Annotated in this window: 19 protein-coding genes; 13 read left to right on the forward strand and 6 right to left on the reverse strand. The window is 72.8% G+C overall.

What is annotated here, in order from left to right:
* Window positions 1-26 precede the first annotated feature (26 nt).
* Window positions 27-2,639, forward strand: coding sequence for a DNA polymerase III subunit gamma and tau (locus tag CXR44_RS20050; RefSeq protein WP_101787596.1), 2,613 nt, complete (start codon window positions 27-29; stop codon window positions 2,637-2,639).
* A 354-nt stretch (window positions 2,640-2,993) separates the two neighbouring features.
* On the opposite strand, the gene CXR44_RS20055 is transcribed toward CXR44_RS20050, so the two are convergent.
* On the reverse strand, window positions 2,994-4,424 hold the full coding sequence (locus CXR44_RS20055) for a helix-turn-helix domain-containing protein (RefSeq protein ID WP_144070021.1): 1,431 nt from the start codon (window positions 4,422-4,424) through the stop codon (window positions 2,994-2,996).
* A 377-nt stretch (window positions 4,425-4,801) separates the two neighbouring features.
* Here CXR44_RS20055 and CXR44_RS20060 point away from each other — a divergent pair, with 377 nt between their 5' ends.
* From CXR44_RS20060 to CXR44_RS20080, 5 genes are all read left to right on the forward strand, one after another.
* Window positions 4,802-5,152, forward strand: coding sequence for a YbaB/EbfC family nucleoid-associated protein (locus tag CXR44_RS20060; RefSeq protein ID WP_101787598.1), 351 nt, complete (start codon window positions 4,802-4,804; stop codon window positions 5,150-5,152).
* Window positions 5,153-5,155: 3 nt separating this feature from the next.
* Window positions 5,156-5,755, forward strand: coding sequence for a recombination mediator RecR (gene recR, locus CXR44_RS20065; RefSeq protein ID WP_101787599.1), 600 nt, complete (start codon window positions 5,156-5,158; stop codon window positions 5,753-5,755).
* Window positions 5,748-6,278, forward strand: a complete 531-nt coding sequence (locus tag CXR44_RS20070; protein WP_101787600.1) for a DUF5063 domain-containing protein — start codon at window positions 5,748-5,750, stop codon at window positions 6,276-6,278. The genes recR and CXR44_RS20070 overlap by 8 nt, the downstream gene beginning before the upstream one ends.
* 87 nt (window positions 6,279-6,365) lie before the next feature.
* Entirely contained in the window at window positions 6,366-7,640 is a 1,275-nt protein-coding gene (locus CXR44_RS20075; RefSeq protein ID WP_101787601.1) for an aspartate kinase, read from the forward strand.
* Window positions 7,637-8,704 carry an aspartate-semialdehyde dehydrogenase gene (locus CXR44_RS20080; protein ID WP_101787602.1) on the forward strand — a complete coding sequence of 356 codons (1,068 nt, stop codon included), beginning with the start codon at window positions 7,637-7,639 and terminating at the stop codon, window positions 8,702-8,704. Before CXR44_RS20075 ends, CXR44_RS20080 begins: the two co-directional genes overlap by 4 nt.
* 296 nt (window positions 8,705-9,000) lie before the next feature.
* On the opposite strand, the gene CXR44_RS20085 is transcribed toward CXR44_RS20080, so the two are convergent.
* Window positions 9,001-9,741, reverse strand: coding sequence for a hypothetical protein (locus tag CXR44_RS20085; RefSeq protein ID WP_144070022.1), 741 nt, complete (start codon window positions 9,739-9,741; stop codon window positions 9,001-9,003).
* A 193-nt stretch (window positions 9,742-9,934) separates the two neighbouring features.
* Between CXR44_RS20085 and CXR44_RS20090 the strand changes: the two genes are divergently transcribed.
* The 4 genes from CXR44_RS20090 to CXR44_RS20105 all read left to right on the forward strand — a co-directional run bounded on the left by CXR44_RS20090 (window position 9,935) and on the right by CXR44_RS20105 (window position 13,588).
* On the forward strand, window positions 9,935-10,603 hold the full coding sequence (locus CXR44_RS20090; RefSeq protein WP_101787725.1) for a TetR/AcrR family transcriptional regulator: 669 nt from the start codon (window positions 9,935-9,937) through the stop codon (window positions 10,601-10,603).
* A gap of 66 nt (window positions 10,604-10,669) precedes the next feature.
* The gene (locus tag CXR44_RS20095) at window positions 10,670-11,629 is read left to right on the forward strand and encodes an LLM class F420-dependent oxidoreductase (RefSeq protein WP_101787604.1); all 960 of its coding nucleotides are present in this window, start codon (window positions 10,670-10,672) and stop codon (window positions 11,627-11,629) included.
* Between the two features lie 130 nt (window positions 11,630-11,759).
* Window positions 11,760-13,178, forward strand: a complete 1,419-nt coding sequence (locus tag CXR44_RS20100) for an amidase (RefSeq protein ID WP_219601923.1) — start codon at window positions 11,760-11,762, stop codon at window positions 13,176-13,178.
* A gap of 65 nt (window positions 13,179-13,243) precedes the next feature.
* Window positions 13,244-13,588: a YkvA family protein gene (locus CXR44_RS20105; RefSeq protein WP_101787727.1), complete on the forward strand. Its 345-nt coding sequence runs from the start codon at window positions 13,244-13,246 to the stop codon at window positions 13,586-13,588.
* On the opposite strand, the gene CXR44_RS20110 is transcribed toward CXR44_RS20105, so the two are convergent.
* Both CXR44_RS20110 and CXR44_RS20115 read right to left on the reverse strand, forming a co-directional pair.
* Window positions 13,585-14,781, reverse strand: coding sequence for an amidohydrolase family protein (locus CXR44_RS20110; protein WP_101787605.1), 1,197 nt, complete (start codon window positions 14,779-14,781; stop codon window positions 13,585-13,587). The two genes, CXR44_RS20105 and CXR44_RS20110, sit on opposite strands and share 4 nt — an antisense overlap.
* Before the next feature lie 206 nt (window positions 14,782-14,987).
* Window positions 14,988-15,794, reverse strand: a complete 807-nt coding sequence (locus tag CXR44_RS20115) for an SURF1 family cytochrome oxidase biogenesis protein (protein WP_101787606.1) — start codon at window positions 15,792-15,794, stop codon at window positions 14,988-14,990.
* A 202-nt stretch (window positions 15,795-15,996) separates the two neighbouring features.
* On the opposite strand from CXR44_RS20115, the gene CXR44_RS39545 reads away from it, so the two are divergent.
* Window positions 15,997-16,644, forward strand: a complete 648-nt coding sequence (locus CXR44_RS39545; RefSeq protein WP_101787607.1) for a VC0807 family protein — start codon at window positions 15,997-15,999, stop codon at window positions 16,642-16,644.
* On the opposite strand, the gene CXR44_RS20125 is transcribed toward CXR44_RS39545, so the two are convergent.
* Complete coding sequence (locus CXR44_RS20125) at window positions 16,618-17,085, reverse strand: winged helix-turn-helix transcriptional regulator (protein ID WP_101787608.1); 468 nt, start codon at window positions 17,083-17,085, stop codon at window positions 16,618-16,620. The genes CXR44_RS39545 and CXR44_RS20125 overlap by 27 nt on opposite strands.
* 59 nt (window positions 17,086-17,144) lie before the next feature.
* Between CXR44_RS20125 and CXR44_RS20130 the strand changes: the two genes are divergently transcribed.
* Together CXR44_RS20130 and CXR44_RS20135 are read left to right on the forward strand one after the other, a co-directional pair.
* Window positions 17,145-17,657, forward strand: coding sequence for a GNAT family N-acetyltransferase (locus CXR44_RS20130; RefSeq protein WP_101787609.1), 513 nt, complete (start codon window positions 17,145-17,147; stop codon window positions 17,655-17,657).
* Entirely contained in the window at window positions 17,654-18,250 is a 597-nt protein-coding gene (locus tag CXR44_RS20135) for a TetR/AcrR family transcriptional regulator (protein WP_101787610.1), read from the forward strand. Before CXR44_RS20130 ends, CXR44_RS20135 begins: the two co-directional genes overlap by 4 nt.
* Window positions 18,251-18,281: 31 nt before the next feature.
* On the opposite strand, the gene CXR44_RS20140 is transcribed toward CXR44_RS20135, so the two are convergent.
* Entirely contained in the window at window positions 18,282-18,584 is a 303-nt protein-coding gene (locus CXR44_RS20140) for a hypothetical protein (protein WP_101787611.1), read from the reverse strand.
* Window positions 18,585-18,713 lie beyond the last annotated feature (129 nt).

The raw sequence follows: 18,713 nt of genomic DNA on the forward strand, positions 1-18,713 counted from the left end.
GAGCCCCTCGCAGGCGGGATGGTCGCATGAGCCTTGCGCTTTACCGCAAATACCGCCCTGGGACCTTCGCGGAGGTCAAGGGCCAGGAGCACGTCACCGATCCGCTGCGGCAGGCGTTGCGTACGGGGCGCATCAACCACGCCTATCTCTTCAGCGGCCCGCGCGGCTGTGGCAAGACCTCCAGCGCCCGGATCCTGGCGCGTTCGCTCAACTGCGAGAAGGGCCCGACGCCCGACCCGTGCGGCGTGTGCGAGTCGTGTGTGGCGCTGGCTCCCACCGGCCCCGGCCACCTCGACGTCATCGAGATCGACGCGGCCTCGCACGGCGGTGTGGACGACGCGCGCGACCTGCGCGAACGGGCCTTCTTCGCCCCGGTCTCCGCCCGCTACAAGATCTACATCATCGACGAGGCGCACATGGTGACCCGTGAGGGTTTCAACGCGCTGCTCAAGCTCGTCGAGGAGCCCCCGCCGCACCTGAAGTTCATCTTCGCGACGACCGAGCCCGAGAAGGTCATCGGCACCATCAAGTCGCGCACCCACCACTACCCGTTCAGGCTGATGCCGCCGGCGACGCTGCGCGCGCTGCTGGAGGAGATCCTCCTCTCCGAGAGCGTCCCCTTCGAGCCGAACGCCCTGCCGCTCGTCGTCCGCGCCGGCGCCGGCTCGGCCCGCGACTCGCTGTCCATCCTCGACCAGCTCCTCGCGGGCGCCGACGACGACGGCATCACGTACGCCAAGGCCGTCTCGCTGCTCGGCTACACCGACGGCGACCTGCTCGACGAGGTGGTCGCCGCGTTCGCCGAGCGCGACGGCGCCCGGGTCTTCCACACGGTCAACCGGGTGATCGAGGGCGGTCACGACCCGCGCCGGTTCGCCTCCGACCTGCTGGAGCGCTTCCGTGACCTGGTGATCCTGGCCAACGTTCCGGAGGCGGCCGTCAGCGGGCTGCTCGACCGGCCGGCCGACGAACTGGAGCGCCTGGTGGGGCAGGCGGCCTCGATGGGCCCGGCCGAGCTGACCAGGGCCGCCGAGGTCTTCAACGCGGGCCTCACCGAGATGCGCGGCGCCACCTCTCCGCGGCTGCTTCTGGAGCTGATGTGCGCGCGCGTGCTGCTGCCGGGGGCCGCGCAGGGCGAGGAGGCGCTGCTGGCCCGGCTCGAACGGCTGGAGCGCGGCGGCGCCGTCGCGGCGATGGCCGCCCGTGCCTCGGGTGCCGGGCCCGCCGGTGTCCCGCCTCAGGCGCCCGCCCACCAGCCGCCCCCCGCGTCCGCCCACCAGCCGCCTCCCGCGTCCGCCCACCAGCCGCCTCCTGCGTCCGTGCCGCAGCCGTCCGGCGCCCGTGGCGGGCCCCAGGCGGGCGCGCCGTCCGCCGTGAACGGGGTCGCGGGGAGTGGTCAGGGGGCCGAGGGCACGCCGGCCGGGCGCGCCCCGGGTGACTCGGGCGGGCAGGACGACTGGCCGGATCCGGTGCGCCCCGGTGCGGCCGTGGCGGGCGGCCCGGCCGCCCACGCCCAGGGCGGCGCTGTTCAGGCCCAGGGCGGTCCCGCCCACGCGCAAGGCGGCGCGGCCCATGCTCAAGGGGGTCCCGCCGCGCACGCTCAGGACCGGCAGGGCTACGCGCGGGGCGGGGCCGCCGCCCAGGCCGTTCCCGCGCCGGGCCCGTCCGCGTCCGGCACGGGAACGGGGGCGATCCAGCAGCAGTGGCCCGCCGTGCTCGCCGCGCTCAAGCAGCGCAGCATCGTCGTCTGGGCCAACGTGAGCACCAACGCGCAGGTCGTGGGCGTCGAGGGCAACCTCGTGACGCTCGGGTTCACCCAGGTCGGCGCGATGAAGAACTTCACGGGCGGCGGCAAGGACGCCGTGGTGGCCACCGCGCTCAGCGACGTCCTGGGCGGCACCTGGCGGGTGGAGGCCGTGGTCGGCGGCTCACCCGTCCCCTCGGGTGGCCGGGGCTCTCAGGCGGGCCCGCCGCCGGGGCCCGCGCGACCCGCGCAGCAGCCGGCCCCGTCCCACCAGCCGGTCTCGTCCCCGCCCCAGCCGACCGGCGGCTCCGCGCCGCACACGCCGGCGGGGCCGACAGGCTCGCCCGGGTCGCCGTCCGGCGAGAGCGGCGCGCAGGAGCCGGGCCGACCGTCCGGCCGGGAGGCGGGCCGGCCGACCACCGACGAGTCGTGGCCCGACGCCCCCGACGACTTCGCCCCGGGCTCCCCGCCCACGCCCGACCCCACCCAGACCACGGGCGCCCTCGGCAGGGGCGCTGTCCCGACCGGCTCCGGCGCCGCTGCGGGAGGCGCGGCCGAAGCGGGCGCGACGGCTGCCGGAGTCGCCGCCGGCGCGGTGGCCGGTGCCGGCGTGGCCGCCGCCGGCGGGGTGGCCGCGGGTGCGACCAGTTCAGCCGTCGCCGCGGCGCGGTCGGCTGCCAAGGCGGCTGCCCAGGCCGGTCCGCGTGCCCCGGCACCCCGCAAGGGCGGCTCCGCCGGCTGGCCGGACGCCGTCCCCGGCCGCCGCCGGGTCTCCGACGCCGACGAGGTCGACCCGCTCAACGACGCCGACGCCGACGTGGACGAGCTGTCCGGCATGGCGCTCCTGCAGCGTGAGCTCGGCGCCCAGGTGATCGGCGAGATCGACCACACCTGACCGCTCCTGGCCGGCGCCGCGCCGATGCGCCGCCCGCCCGGTGGTCGCGCTGGTGTGGCAGCCGGCGCGTCATCGGTGTGGTGGTGGTCGCACCGGCGTGGTGCCGGCGCGTCATCGGTGTGGTGGTTGCCCCACTGGTGTGGTGCCGGTCCGCCGGTCAGGGAGCGGTGGTGGTTGCGCTGGCGTGGTTCCGTCCGCCGCCCGGCCGGTGGTGGTGCGCGGCGTGGCGCTGGTTCGCTGCTCGGGTGTGGTGGTGGTTGCGCCGGCATGGTGCCGGTCCGCCGGGACGATTTCGGTCCGCCGCCCGCCACGGGCCTGGTGTTCGTGCATCGGAGGTCCTGGCGGCGGTGCGGGTCAGTCGGCGAAGAGGCGGGCCTGGGCGGCGGCGGCGCGGTGGTCGGTGGAGGGGAGGGAGGCGGCGATGCGTTCGAGGACCTGGAAGTCGGCCCGGCCGTTGGAGGTCTGCGCGTAGGTCCACAGGTCGTCCGGAGAGCCGCGCAGCAGCAGGCAGGTACGCACCTGGACCTCCAGCTCATCGCGTTCGCGGCGGATCTCCGGCGACTCGGAGCGCGGCAGCAGCGGCCCCGGGTAGGCGTGGGCCAGCGCGGCCGGGTCGCCGGCCGTCAGCAGGCGGCGCACCTGCAGGAAGTCGGCTTCGACGGGCGAGGTGAGCCGGTACGGCTTGGCGCCGATCGTGCCGCGCAACTGGGTGCGCAGGCGGTGGATCTCGGCGCGGATGGTGACGGGGTTGCCGTCGTCGCCGTACAGGTGGACGGAGAGCTGTTCGGCGCTGAGCCCGCGCGGGTGGAGGGCGAGCAGGGCGAGGATCTCGGCGTGCCGGAGAGAAAGGGGCAGGCGGCGCTCGCCGAGGAAGGCCCTCGGCGGCCCCTCGCCGAGAAGGGCGAGCCGGAGCGTGGCGGGCGCGGCGGACGGCGTGGAGCGCAGCAGGTAGCCGTCCGCGAACGGCTCCAGCACCGCCACCCGGCCGTCGCGCAGCAGCATGCGCCCGCCGGATACGGGGAGGGGGACCCGATCGCCGGCCAGGCCGCCGGGGTCGCCGGCGAGGACCCGGCCGGTGGCGGAGAGCAGGATGCCGGGCCGCGTCCGCAGCGACTCGTAGCGGCGGCGCAGCCGGTCGTCGCGCTCGTACATGCGCAGGGCGAGTTGCGTCTCGGCGAGCCGGGCCGTGGCGCCGACGAGCGCCACGGTGGCCGGGTGGAGGGTGGGGGCCGTTCCGCTGACGTCGAGGCAGCCGAGCACCTCGCCGGAGTCGGGGTCGACGATCGGGGCGGCGCTGCACGACCAGACGTGCAGCACGTGGACGAGGTGCTCCTCGGAGTAGACGTGGACGGGCCGCAGCATCGCCAGGGCGGTGCCGATGCCGTTGGTGCCCATGCGGTCCTCGCCCCAGGCGTGGCCGTCGGCGAGCCCCACCCGGTCGGCGCGGCGCATGACGCCGCGGTCACCCTCGCGCCACAGGACGCGGCCCTCCCGGTCGGTGACCACCATGATGTGCTCGGCCTCGTCGACCGTCCGGCTGAGTGTCTGGGTGAGCAGCGGCAGCAGGGGCCGCAGCGCATGGGAGTCGCGGGCGTCCGCCAGGCCGGCGGCGCCGTACGCCAGGGGCGCGGCCCGGACGGCGGGGTCGATGCCCGCGTCCAGGGAACGCCGCCAGGAGGCGCTGATCAGCCGGCGCGGCCCCTCGGGCCGCGCCTCCCCGGTGGTGGCCGTCTCGTGGGCGCCGCGAAGGAGGCGGGAGTACGCGGCGAGATCGGCGTAACTCATCGGACACTCCAGGTAGTCGGACCGTATGGCGAGCATCCGTGCCGGAAGGGGTCCGCGCAAGTCGTTAGAGAGGATCGCTAAACGTGATTGAACGATAGCAACGTGTGTGCAACGTGGGCGTGGCTATGGTGTCCTTCGGCGTCGGCATGGTGCGGCCGCTCCGGTCGACGTTGTGGCCGGGTCTCGGACACTGGAGGGGGGCCGGGATCCGGCCGGCACACCAAGCCGGTCGAGGCCGGGAGGACCTGCCGGACGGGGGCGTCCCAGGGGTCGATCCCGTCCCGGGACGAAACACCAGCAGGCCCCAGTACATGACCAGGCTCAAACACCGTAGGCTCGTGGAGTCAAGAACGCGGAGCCACGAGGAGCGCACGACGGTGAACCCAGGGGATGTCAACCTGCAGCAGCTGCTGGAGCAGGCCCAGCTCATGCAGCAGCAGCTCGTGAGCGCCCAGCAGGAGCTCAACGACGCGCAGATCGAGGGCTCGGCCGGTGGCGGCCTGGTCACGGCCGTCGTCAACGGCTCGGGCGAGCTGCTCGAGCTCAAGATCGATCCGAGCGTGATCGATGCCGCCGACCCGCAGGACACGGCCGACACGATCGCCGACCTGGTGATCGCGGCGGTTCGCGACGCCGTGCGGGCCGCGGCCGACCTGCAGCAGGAGAAGCTCGGGCCGCTGGCCCAGGGGCTGGGTGGCGGCGGTCTCGGCCAGTTGCCAGGGTTCTAGACCATGTACGAAGGGGTCGTCCAGAACCTGATCGACGAGCTGGGCCTGCTGCCCGGTGTCGGTCCCAAGAGCGCGCAGCGGATCGCGTTCCACCTGCTGGCGGCCGACCCGGCCGACGTCAAACGGCTGGCGCACGCGCTGCTGGAGGTCAAGGAGAAGGTGCGCTTCTGCCGGGTCTGCGGCAACGTGGCCTCCGAGGAGGAGTGCCGCATCTGCCGTGACGCGCGCCGCGACACCCACGTGATCTGCGTGGTGGAGGAGCCGAAGGACGTCGTGGCGATCGAGAAGACGCGCGAGTTCCGCGGCACCTACCACGTGCTCGGGGGCGCGATCAGCCCGATCGACGGCGTCGGGCCCGACGACCTGCGCATCCGTGAGCTCATGACGCGGCTGGCCGACGGCCGTGTCACCGAGCTCATCCTCGCCACCGACCCCAACCTGGAGGGGGAGGCCACGGCGACCTATCTCGCCCGGCTGGTCAAGCCGATGGGCGTGAAAGTGACACGATTGGCCAGCGGTCTGCCTGTGGGCGGTGACCTCGAGTACGCCGACGAGGTGACCTTGGGCCGCGCTTTCGAAGGACGGAGGCTGCTGGATGTCTGACCAGTGGACCGCGCTGGCAGAAGAGATCGCCGGACACGCGCAGAACTATCTCGACGGGCTGACCAGGGTGGCGGGCGGCGAGGGCGGTGACGCCATCTGGTCGCTGCTGCTGGTGGAGGTCGCGCAGGTGAGCCTCGCGGGCGCCAAGCTGGGCGCGAACGAGGACGTGATCCTGTCGGGCAACTACGAGCCGCCGCTGAGCGAGGACCCCGACATCGACGGTGTGCGCACCGCGCTGGCCGAGCGGCTGGAGGCGGTCGACGACTACGCCGAGGTGTTCGACCCGTACAAGGACACGGGGGTCACGCCGTACCGGCTGTCCGACGACCTGACGGCGGTCGCGGCCGACCTCATCCACGGGCTGCGCCACTTCCAGGCGGGCCGGCCGCACGAGGCGCTGTGGTGGTGGCAGTACTCCTACTTCAACACCTGGGGCAACCACGCGGGTGCGGCGATGCGGGCGCTTCAGGCACTCGTGGCGCATTCGCGGCTGGACGTGGCGGAGGAGACCACGACGGTCTGATCGCGTCCCACATAGTGGTATGAGCCAGCAGTGTCATGAGAGGCCCCAAGTAGACTGGCAGCTCACAGTCCGAACCGGGAGACTCTCGTGGCGCTCGTTGTGCAAAAGTACGGTGGTTCGTCCGTCGCCGACGCGTCCTGCATCAAGCGGGTCGCGCAGCGGATCGTCGCGACGAAAAAAGCCGGCAACGACGTGGTCGTGATCGTCTCCGCGATGGGCGACACGACCGACGAGCTGCTCGACCTGGCCGAGCAGGTGTCGCCGCTGCCTCCGGGCCGCGAGCTCGACATGCTGCTGACCTCGGGTGAGCGCATCTCGATGGCGCTGCTGGCGATGGCGATCGCCAATCTCGGCCACGAGGCGCGCTCGTTCACCGGCTCGCAGGCCGGTGTGATCACCGACTCCACGCACGGCAAGGCGCGCATCATCGACGTGACGCCGAGCCGCATCCGTGAGGCGCTCGACCTCGGGAGCATCGCGATCGTGGCCGGGTTCCAGGGCGTCTCGCAGGACACCAAGGACATCACCACGCTGGGCCGGGGCGGTTCCGACACGACGGCGGTGGCGCTGGCGGCGGCTCTGGAGGCCGACGTCTGCGAGATCTACACCGACGTCGACGGCGTCTTCACCGCCGACCCGCGCATCGTGCCGGCCGCCCGCAAGATCCCCCGCATCTCCTACGACGAGATGATGGAGATGGCGGCCTGCGGCGCGAAGATCCTGCACCTGCGATGCGTCGAGTATGCTCGCCGATTCGACCTGCCGATTCACGTACGCAGCTCGTTCAGCACCAAGGAAGGCACGTGGGTCGTCTCCGACCCTTACACCGAAGGAACCGAGATGGAGCAGCCGATCATCTCCGGCGTCGCGCACGACCGGAGCGAGGCCAAGATCACCGTTGTCGGGGTCCCCGACAAGGTCGGAGAGGCTGCCGCGATCTTCAAAACTCTGGCGGACGCCGAGATCAACATTGACATGATCGTGCAGAACGTCTCGGCCGCGGCCACCGGCCGCACGGACATCTCCTTCACGCTGCCGACGGCTGACAGCTCGACCGCGCTCGCGGCGCTGAAGAAGATCCAGGGCGAGATCGGTTACGAGTCGCTGCTCTTCGACGACCAGATCGGCAAGGTGTCGCTGATCGGCGCGGGCATGCGCTCCCACCCCGGCGTCACGGCGACGTTCTTCGCCGCCCTCGCCGACGCGGGGGTCAACATCGAGATGATCTCCACCTCGGAGATCCGCATCTCGGTGATCGTCGGGCAGGACGGCGTCGACGCGGCCGTGGCGGCCGCGCACCGTGCCTTCGATCTCGACGCCGACCAGGTCGAAGCCGTGGTGTATGGAGGTTCCGGACGATGAGCAGGCCCAATCTCGCGCTGATCGGCGCCACCGGTGCCGTGGGCACCGTCATGCGTGACATCGTCTCCGGCCGCGCTGACGTCTGGGGCGAGATCCGCCTCGTGGCCTCGCCCCGCTCGGCGGGCAAGGTGCTGAAGGTGCGCGGCGAGGACGTCGTCGTGCAGGCGCTCGCGCCCGAGGTGTTCGACGGCATCGACATCGCCATCTTCGACGTGCCCGACGAGGTGTCGGCCGTGTGGGTGCCGATCGCCGCCGAACGCGGCGCGATCGCGATCGACAAGTCGGGCACGTTCCGCATGGACCCCGACGTGCCGCTGGTCGTGCCGGAGGTCAACCCGCTCGACGCGCGCCGCCGCCCGCGCAACATCATCTCCACGCCCAACTGCACGACGCTGTCGATGATGGCGGCGATGGGCGCGCTGCACGCCGAGTACACGCTCAAGGAGCTCGTCGTCGCCTCCTACCAGGCGGTGTCGGGCGCCGGCGTGGCCGGCTCGGCCCGGCTGTACGACGAGGTCGAGGCGCTCGCCGGTGACCGCTCCGTCGGCCAGGTGGCCGGTGACGTGCGCAAGGCGCTGGCCAACAAGCTGCCCGACGACTCGCCGTTCCCGGCGCCGATCGCGTTCAACGTGGTGCCGTGGGCGGGCTCGTACAAGGACGGCGGCTGGGCGTCCGAGGAGCTGAAGCTGCGCAACGAGTCGCGCAAGATCCTCGGCATCCCCGACCTGAAGGTCTCCGCGACCTGCGTCCGGGTGCCGGTCGTCACGACGCACTCGCTGGCCGTGCATGCCCGCTTCGAACGGGAGATCACCGTGGCCGACGCCCACCGGGTGCTCCAGGCCGCGCCGACGGTGGTGCTCATGGACGACCCGGCCAACGGCGTCTTCCCGACGCCGATCGACGTGGTGGGCACCGACCCGACCTACGTGGGCCGGGTCCGGCAGGCGGTCGACTTCCCCCACACGCTCGACCTGTTCGTGTGCGGCGACAACCTCCGCAAGGGTGCCGCGCTCAACGCCGCGGAGATCGCGGAGCTGGTCGCGGCCGAGCTGGCCGAGGGCTAGCACGTTTCGGGTCCCGCCGGGCCTGACGGTCCGGCGGGACTTCGCTGTGCGCGGCCGGTGGTCCGAGCCCGGGATGTCCGGGCACGCCTGGTCCGTGCGACGGCGGTTCCGACCACGGTGATTCCGGCCGCGCCTGCCCCGGCCCGGTGGTTCCGGGCCCAGTGGTTCCGGGCGCGGTGGTCATGGGCGCGGTGGTCATGGGCGCGCCTGCTTCGGGCACGGTGGTGCCGGGCGCGGTGGAGCCGGGTTTCGGGGTGGTGAAACGCGGCGGGGCGGGACCGGTACGGCGGAAGCCGCTACCTGAACATGATGTCCCAGTGGTCGGACTCGTCGGCGTAGACGGTGCCGGAGGGCGCGCGGTAGAGGCGGGCGCCGTCGCCGCGGACGCCGTGCGGTTCGCTGTGCTGGGCGATGTACCTGTCGATGCAGGCGTTGTGCGAGATGTCGAGCTTGTAGCCCTCGCCGTGGCTGAAGCGGCCGGGGGCGTGGCCGACCTCGGTGCCGCCGGTGACCATGATCGGGCAGTCGCTGGCGTGCTTGAGTGCGATGATCCGGGCGATGGTGCCCGTCCGGACGGAGTCCAGCGACGTGCAGGTGGGCACGTGCCGGTCGGTGCACCGGCCGCTGGACCGGTAGCGCAGGCCGGCGCCGAGCAGGTATGTCGCCGCGTGGTCGTGCGACATGCGCACGGTCGCGCTGCGGTGCTTGACGCGCCCGAGGTCGAGCAGGGGGAGCGTATGGTGGGCGGTCGCCGGACCGGCGCCCGCCCGCCTGCCGCCGGCCTTGCGGTGCCTGCCGTCGCCGTGCAGGTGGACGTGCCAGGGATCGGCGACGCCCCGGTGCCCGGCGGCGTGCCGGTCCTGCGCGACGCGCGGGTGCCGGAGGACGTACCGGTGGGAGACCTGGACGGGCTCCGCGAGGTGGTACGTCCGAGTGATTATTCGTGGCGTCGGCCGCAGCTCCCGGTCGGGTGCCATGGGAGCGGCCGAGGCGGCCGGCGCCAGCGCGATTATGGAGATCTCAATGCCGAGGAGCATGGCCACCAGGGGCCGAGCGGTTCCACGTATCCACATGTCGATGCCTTTTCGCGGAAATAGCCCTTCCGCCTGAAAACATCAATCCCATGCTTCACACCGGTTGACCCCCGTCCCAGGGCTATTTTTGCCCTGTGGCGGCGATCACCGTGCGGCTCCATGACCTAACGCCGTTTGAAGCCGTAAAGTGACGAACGTGTCCGAAGCCCGAAACCGAGGATCGGAGAGCACCAGAGAGGTCATCGTCGAGACGGCCTTGCGACTGTTCCGGGAGCGTGGCTTCGAGGCGACGACCATGCGCGCCATCGCCGCCGAGGCCGGGGTATCCGTGGGCAACGCCTACTACTACTTCGCGGGCAAGGAGGCGTTGATCCAGGCGTACTACGACCGCGCCCAGGCGGAGCACGAGGCCGCCTGCCGCGAGCTGCTCGCCAAGGAGACGTCGTTCGCCGCCCGGCTCAGCGGCGTGCTGCGTGAGTGGGTGCGTGTCTCCGAGCCGTACCACGAGTTCGCGGTGAAGTTCTTCAAGCACGCGGCCGAGCCGACCAACCCGCTCAGCCCGTTCAGCGCGCAGAGCTCGCCCGCGCGCGAGGCGTCGATCGCCATCTACCGGCAGGTGGTCGAGGGCTCCGCCGACCGGATGAACGCCGAGCTGCGCGAGGAGCTGCCCGAGCTGCTGTGGCTGCTGTCGATGGGCATGGTGCTGTTCTGGGTGCACGACACCTCGCCCGGCTGCGAGCGGACGCACCGGCTGATCGACGTCACGGTCCCGCTGGTGGACCGGCTGGTCGGCCTGTCGCACCTGCCGGGGCTGCGCGGGATCACCAAGGACTTCATCGCGGCGGTGCACGAGCTGCGCGCGTAGCGCCCCCCAACCTCCCATACCGTCCGGTTGGTATGGTCCCCGTACCGATGCCGAGACGGAGGCCGCATGACGCAGAACTGGGGCATGACGATCCCCTTCCAGGACCGCTCGCTCGCCCGCTCGCGCGAACTCGTCGAGCAACTGCCGGAGCTGGGGTACACCGACGTCTGGTCGGCCGAGGTCAGCGGCGTGGACGGCTTCGTGCCGCTGGCCCTGGCCGCGCAGTGGGCACCGGGGCTGCGGCTGGGCAGCGCGATCGTGCCCGTCTCGACGCGCGGGCCCGGCCTGCTGGCGATGTCGGCGGCCACGCTGGCCGACCTGGCTCCCGGCCGGTTCACGCTGGGGATCGGCTCGTCGTCGCCCGCGATCGTCGAGCGCTGGAACGCGGGCACGTTCACCAGGCCGTACGCGCGGACCCGCGACACGCTGCGCTTCCTGCGCAGGGCGCTGGCGGGCGAGAAGGTGTCGGAGAAGTACGAGACGTTCGAGGTCGACGGGTTCCGGCTGGAACGGGCGCCGGAGGTCCCCCCGAAGATCGTGCTGGCCGCGCTGCGCCCCCGGATGCTGCGCCTGGCGGCCGAGGAGGCGGACGGGGCGATCACCAACTGGCTGTCGCCGGACGACGTGCGCACGGTGCGGGCGGAGATCGGGCCGGACACGGAGCTGATCGCCCGCCTGTTCGTCTGCGTCAGCGAGGACGCCGAACGGGTGCGTGCGCTGGCCCGCCGCATGCTGGCGGCGTACCTGACCGTGCCGGTGTACGCGGCCTTCCACGACTGGCTCGGACGGGGCGAGGTGCTGCGGCCGATGCACGAGGCGTGGGCGGCCGGCGACCGGCAGGCGGCGCTGCGCGCCATCCCGGACGAGGTGGTGGACGCGCTGGTCGTCCACGGCGACGCGGCGGCCTGCCGGGCGAGGATCGGGGAGTACGTCGCCAACGGGCTCGACACGCCGGTGCTCGCGCCCGTGGCCGGCGGTGAGGTGCCGATCGCCGAGGCCGTCCGGGCGCTCGCTCCGGGCGCCTGAGAGCGACGTGCCGGCTCGGGGCGACGTGCCGGCTCGGGGCGACGTGCCGGCTCGGGCGACGTGCCGGCTCCGGACGACGTGCTGAAGGAGAGTGCAGGGTGGTGGGTGTGACCGGGTGAGGGGAGCGGGCGTGGACGACGTGCTGCGGATGGACGCGGTCGGGCAGGCGCGGGCCGTGCGTGACGGGCAGGTGTCGCCGCGCGAACTCGTGGAGGCGGCGATAGCCCGGATCGAGGCGCGCGACGGCGAGCTGAACGCGGTCGTCCACCGCAGGTTCGAGCGGGCGCTGGCCGAGGCGGACGACATCCCGGCGGGGGCGCCGTTCCGCGGCGTCCCGATCCTGCTCAAGGACCTCGGCTGGCGGCAGGCCGGCGAGCCGTACAGCGCGGGCTCCCACGTCCTCGACGGGCTGCGGGTCGAGCGCGACGGGTACGGCGTCGCCCGGCTGCGGGCGGCCGGGTTCGTGGTGCTGGGCCGGACCAACACCCCCGAGCTCGGCAGCACGGTCACCACCGAGCCGGTGGCCTTCGGGCCCACCCGCAACCCGTACGAGCCGGGCCACTCGCCGGGCGGGTCCAGCGGCGGTTCGGCGGCGGCGGTCGCGGCCGGGATGGCGGCCGTCGCCACGGCCAGCGACGGCGGCGGGTCCATCCGCATCCCCGCGTCGCTGTGCGGGCTGGTGGGGCTCAAGCCGACCAGGGGCCGGGTCAGCCTCGGCCCCGACGGGGGCGAGGGGTGGAGCGGCTTCTCCTGCCCCGGGTTCCTCACCCGGACCGTGCGCGACACGGCGGCGGCTCTCGACCTGGTCGCCGGGTTCCGGCCCGGCGACCCGTACGACGCGCCCGCGCTGCCGGGACCGCTGGCCGGCGAGGTGGGGGCGGATCCGGGACGGCTCCGCGTCGGGTTCGTCACCCGCCACCCGAGAGGCGATGTGCCCGAGGACCCCGAGGTCGTGGCGGCCGTGACGCGCGCCGCGGTACTGCTGGAGGCGCTCGGCCACGACGTGAGCCCGTCGTTCCCGGAGGCGCTCGGCGACGCGGCCTTCCCGCGCCGGTTCGGCGCGGTCGTGGCGAACAACATGGCCGCCGAGATCGACAACATCGGCTCCTGGCGCGGGCGTCCGGTCGCGCTGGAGGAGCTGGAGCCGCGCAACGCCGAGCTGGTGCGCGCCGGACGGGCGCACAGCGCGGCCGAGCACATCCGGGACGTCCAGTGGATCGACGCCTTCCGCAGGCGGATGGCCGCCTGGTGGGAGTCCGGGTACGACCTGCTGCTGGCGCCGTCGCTGGGCGTCGCGCCGTTCGAGCTGGGCTGGATCCCGCCGCACGACCTCAGCGTCGCGGGCGGGCGGACGGCGCACGTGGTGGCCTACACCTCGCCGGTGAACGCCACCGGCCAGCCGGCCGTCTCCCTGCCGTTGCACGTGTCGCGGTCGGGACTGCCGGTGGGCGTCCAGCTCGTGGCCGCCGCAGGCCGGGAGGACCTGCTCGTCCGCGTCGCCGCGCGGATCGAGGTGGCGCGGCCGTTCACCCATCCGGCCCTGGGCTGACCCGTGCGGAACCAACCGTTGACCGAACACGTTATGTCGTGAGAGGCGAGGGTATGGGGGTGGGCATGAAGGCGAAGGCAGCACGCGCGGCGGCGGCCTGGCGGACGTACCAGGACGTGACCAAGCCCGGCACGCCGGGACTGATGGCGCGGGTGCGGGCGATCCCGCGCCTGATCGGAGCCGTGATGCGCGGCGAGTACGGCGAGATGGGCAAGGGCAAGCTGGCCCTGATGGGGCTCGGCGTGGTCTACCTGGTCTCGCCGATCGACGTGGTGCCCGACTTCCTCGTCCTGATCGGCGTGGCCGACGACTTCGGGGTCTTCCTCTGGCTCCTGGGGTCGCTGCTGGGCGAGAGCGGGCGCTACCTCGACCACGAGCGCCGGGTCGTCCAGGGCAGCCTGGAGGGTTAGATCTCCTCCATCCGCAGCCACGCCCGCGAGGGCAGCGGGTGGCCGAAGAGGCGGGCGGCGTTGCCGTAGGCGACCCGGGCGATGTCGGCGGGCGGCAGCGCGCCGAGGTTGCGGGCCACCGCCTGCTGCGTGTCGGGCCAGGTCGAGTCGGAGTGCGGATAGCCGCTCTCCTGGAGCACATGGTCGAGGCCGACCGCCAGGCGCACGCCCGACAGGGCGTGGTCGTCGAGCGTGCCGAAGAAGAAGTTGCGGCGCAGCACCTCGCTGGGCTTGAGCCCGCCGTCCCACGTCGCGTCGCCCGCCACCGGGTGGTCGAGCGCGTAGTCGGCCCGCTCCGCCAGCAGCGGCAGCCAGCCCACCCCGCCCTCGACGATGAGGATGCGCAGGTTGGGGAAGCGCAGCGGCACGCCCGACCAGAGCCAGTCGGCGCAGGCGAACATGGCGCTCGTCGGGATCAGGGTGGTGATCGCCTCGATGGGCGTGTCGGGCGAGGGCACCGGCGCCCAGCTCGACGCGCCGGTGTGCAGGGCCACGACCGTGCCCGTCTCCTCGCAGGCGGCGAAGAACGGGTCCCAGTGGCCGCTGTGGATCGACGGCAGCCGCACCCGGGTCGGGAACTCGGGGAACACCACGGCCTTGAACCCGCGGGCGGCGTTGGCCCGGATCTCCTTGGCGGCGACGTCGGGGTCGGGCAGCCAGGGGAGTTGCAGCCCGATGATGCGCTCGGGATAGGTGCCGGCCCAGACCTCGATGTGCCAGTCGTTCCACGCCTTGACCAGGGCCAGCCCGAGGTCCTGGTCGCGGGTCCTGGCGAACGGCATGCCGGCCTGCCCGGCGAGCATGCCGGGGAAGCAGAGCGCGGCCCAGATGCCGGCCAGGTCCATGTCCTCGACGCGGGCCTCGATGTCGTGGCAGCCGGGGCGCATGTGCTCGAAGCGGATCGGCTCCAGGGTGCGCTGCTCGCGTGGCAGCCCGGCGCCCACGTCCATGGCCGCGCACGGGTAGGTCGCCCCGCCGTAGCGCCACACCTGGTGACCGGCCTCCGTCTCCACGACCTTGGGCGCGACGTCGGCGTATTTCTCCGGTAGCCGGCCCTCGAAGAGGTCCGGCGGCTCGATCAGGTGATCGTCGGCGGAGATGATCACATAGTCGCGCCGCCTCGGATCGGGGTCGGGGAGCAGCGGCGTAGTCACGCAGGTAACCGTACGACGGCGGGATAACGTCGAACAAGCTGCGACGTCTCCGTTGGATATCCCTGTGACGCAGATCCCCGTGGTCTTGCGGACCCGGGGTCGCCGGGAGGGGGATGGCGGGCGACCCCGGGCCATCGGGGTCCGCGGTGACGAGGATGCTGCTCGTGCGGACCCCGCCGCTTCCTACCCCATCGTGATCGATGTAGTCAGCCGGTGTGCGCGGACGTCTCCTCCGGCTCCCCGGCCTCACCGCCGTCCGGCCGAGCGGCCCCGGCCCGGCGGTCGGCCGCCTCGCGCCGGATCAGCAGGGCCCAGCCGCCGACGGCCACGCCGATGAACAGCCACCACTGCACGCCGTAGGCGAGGTTGAGCCCGCCTCCCGCGCCCACGTCGGGCGCCGGCACGGGCTCGGGCGCCGGGCCGCCGCCCGGCCGCTGCTCGGTGAGGTCGACGTAGCCGCCCAGCAGCTCGTACGGCAGGCGCTTGCCGATGGCGTCGAGGTCGATCAGCAGCACCTGACCGGCGGGCAGGCCCGGGCGCTCCCGGATGCCGCTCGACTCCTCGGTCTCGCTCAGCCGTAGCCGGCCGGTGACAGTTACCTGACCTGTGGGCGGCGGGGGCACCTCGGGCGGGGTGTCGGCGGTGGCGCCGGCCTTGACCCAGCCGCGGTTGACGAGCACGGCCCGCCCGTCGGCCAGCACCAGCGGCGTCAGCACGTAGAACCCGGGCCGGCCCTCCTGGGGCCTGCGGCGCACCAGCAGCCCCTGTGCGGCGTCGTAGCTGCCCGAGGCCGTCACGGCCCGGTAGCGGTCGTCCTCCTTGACCGCCGGCCCGGCCAGGCTCTCCACGGGCACCGGAGGGGCGGCCAGGTTGGCGGTGACCCGCTCGCTGTTGGCCGACCTCTCCTCGAAACGCCCGAACTGCCACTGCCCCAGCAGGACGAAGGCGGGGATCACGAGCAGGACCACGACATGCAGCGCGATCCAGCGGGGCGTGAGGAGGAACCGGTACACCCTTCCAGGGTAGGCACCGCACCAGGTGCTCCCTTACGCGCCTCCTGGACCTGCGGCGGTGCCGACGGCGTGATCAAATCGCAATCTGGTCGAAACCCTTACCAGGAAGCCGTTCATCGCGTACGGTCGGAAACCGTGACGTGAGCCTCTCCCCAGGCCTCGCGCAGACCCCCTGCCCGTCGAGAGGCCCTCGAAGAGCTCCATGACCGTGCTTGCCGCGCCCCCCGAGGGGCACGTGTTCGAGCTGCCCCGGCTCGCCGCCCTGGTGCGGCATGCCGTGCCGCGGGTCGTCGAGAGCATGATCCTGCCGGTCGCGGTCTTCTACGCGGGGCTGCTCGCCGCCGGGCCGGCGGGCGGCGTCGGCGCGGCCGTCGCCTGGGTGTACGGGGGAGTGCTGGTCAGGCTGGCCAGGGGGCGGCGGGTGCCCGGCGGGGTGCTGCTGGCCGCGCTCATGGTGACGGTACGGGCGGCGCTGGCGTTGCTGACGGGCAGCCCGCTGCTGTTCTTCCTGCAGCCGACGCTGGGCGTGTTCTGCGCCAGCGCGGCGTTCCTCGGGACGGCGCGGGTGCGCAGGCCGCTCGCGCGGCGGATGGCGGAGGACCTGGTGCCGCTGCCCGAGGACGTCATGGAGCGGCCGGTGATGCGGCGCTTCTTCGCGCGCCAGTCGCTGGCCTGGGGGTGCGCCCAGCTCGGCAACGCCACGCTGAGCCTGTGGCTGCTGCTCAGCCAGCCGATCGAGACGTACCTCGTCGTGCGGACGTCGGCGGTGGCCGTGCTGCTGACGGGTGCCGCGCTGCTGACCCTGGGTGACTTCCGGCGCTGCCTACGCGCTCTTCAGCGCGGAGCCTGAGCCGGGCAGGGCGGTCACTTCCTGGGGCCCGGCCACCTCGTGGCCCTCGGCGCACCGGAAGTGCTGCTCGATCGGCGCGCCGCAGTCGCGGTGGGTGAGCAGCACCGGAGGCCCGTCCTCGCCGGCCAGGTATCTGTCGCCCCAGTGCATGAGCGCGACCAGGAGGGGGTACAGGTCGCGCCCTTTGTCGGTGAGCCGGTACTCGTCGCGCTGGCGCTGGCCGGGCTCGCGGTAGGGCTCCTTGCGCAGCAGGCCCTCGTCCACCAGCCGGGCCAGGCGGGCGCTGAGCACCTGGCGGGGGGCGCCGGTGTTGGCCTGCATGTCGGCGAACCGGCGCACGCCGCTGAACGCCTCGCGGAGCACGAGGAACGTCCACTTCTCCCCGACGACGTTGAGGGTGCGCTCGATCGAGCAGTTGGTGACCCGGAAGGGCACGTTCATGAGCCCTATCATACCTGAGTTCGGTTGACAGACTCAGCCTGTCGGGGCAAGCTGAGTCCATGCAAGGAACTCAGATCCGGCCGGCCCGGTCCGACGACGACGAGCGCATCAGGTGCTTCCTGGCCGGACTGTCCCTGCACACGCGGACGCTGCGCTTCTTCACCGGGTTCAGCCGTCCGGCCGCGAGCCTGGTCCGCGCGCTCCTCGCCGTGGACGAGCGCCGCGACGTCCTGGTCGCCACACTCGACGGCGAGATCATCGGCCATGCCATGAGCTATCGCGGCGCCGCCGCCGACGTGGAGATCGCCGTGGTGGTGACCGACCGGTGGCAGGGTCACGGGCTCGGGCCGCGCCTGGTGGGCGCGCTCCTCCTCCGCGCCGCCCGGCGGGGCGCCACGACGGTCGGCATGGACGTCATGGGCGACAACCGGCGGGCCCTGAGCCTGGTCCGCCGCCTGTGGCCCGACGCCACGATGAGGGTCGTCTCCGGGACGGTGGAGGTGACCGCTATGATCGACCGGACGGCGCTATTTGCGGAACAACGTTCTGCTGCCTCACCATTGACAGTGTGAAGAGCGCCAGAAACGGACGTGACGGGCGGACCCGCATCATCGAGGGGGCCCTGCGCCGATTCAGCCAGGACGGGGTCTCGGCCACCACGCTGAGCGACCTCCGCAAGGAGAGCGGCGTCAGCGTCGGCAGCTTCTACCACCACTTCACCGGCAAGGACCACGTCTTCGGCGTGCTGTACGCCGAGATCCTCACGGCCTACCAGGAGGCGTTCCTCGCCGAGCTGGAGAGCCACGAGTCGGCCCGCGACGGGATCGAGGCCGTCGTCGCCCTGCACATGCGCTGGGCCGGCGAGCACCCCGAGCGCGCCAGGCTGCTGATCAGCGAGCGGCCGCCGCGCAAGCACGAGCCGGGCGGCGCCGAGGTGGCCGAGGCGCGCCGCGCGTTCTTCCGCCGGGTGTCCGACTGGTGGCGGCCGCACATGGACAACGGCCTGCTCCGGCAGGTGCACCCGACCATGTGCTACGTCCTGTGGCTCGGGCCCGCACAGGAGATGTGCCGCCTGTGGTTCGCCGGGGCGCACACGCCCACCGACGAGGAGATCAAGGGGCTGGGCGAGGCCGCCTGGCAGAGCCTCCGCCGGCACGCCGACTGACGGGGCGAACCGGGCGCGGTCGCGACGGCGGCTAGGCGAGCTGGCGGACGCGGCTGTGCACCCGCCAGCTCGCCTTGTCGAGGGAGATGTCGAGCCGCAGGTCGGCCCGGTGGCGGCGCAGGCCGGGCACGCGCACCCGGTCGTGGACGGCGAAGCGGCCCCGGCGCGTGTAGCCGAAGCCCAGCTCGCCGGGCAGCACCCGCACCTCGTCGTGGTTGCCGCAGCGCGGACAGGTCCACAGCACGAGGTCGAGGCCACGGTTGTAGGCCGAGCAGGCGCGGAAGTACTCGTCGGGCACGAACCGGGACTCACAGGCCAGGCACGGGATGAGCATGGGGCCGCTCCTCTTCGAACAGGTCCCGACGTCGAGAACACGTCCCTCGGACAGGGTCCATCAGAGATACCGCGGACCGGTTGCGAGCCGCTTACAGATCGCCAGGTTCATCGGTAACAGTACGATCAC

The organism is Nonomuraea indica (genome assembly GCF_002850745.1).
Classification (GTDB): domain Bacteria; phylum Actinomycetota; class Actinomycetes; order Streptosporangiales; family Streptosporangiaceae; genus Nonomuraea; species Nonomuraea indica.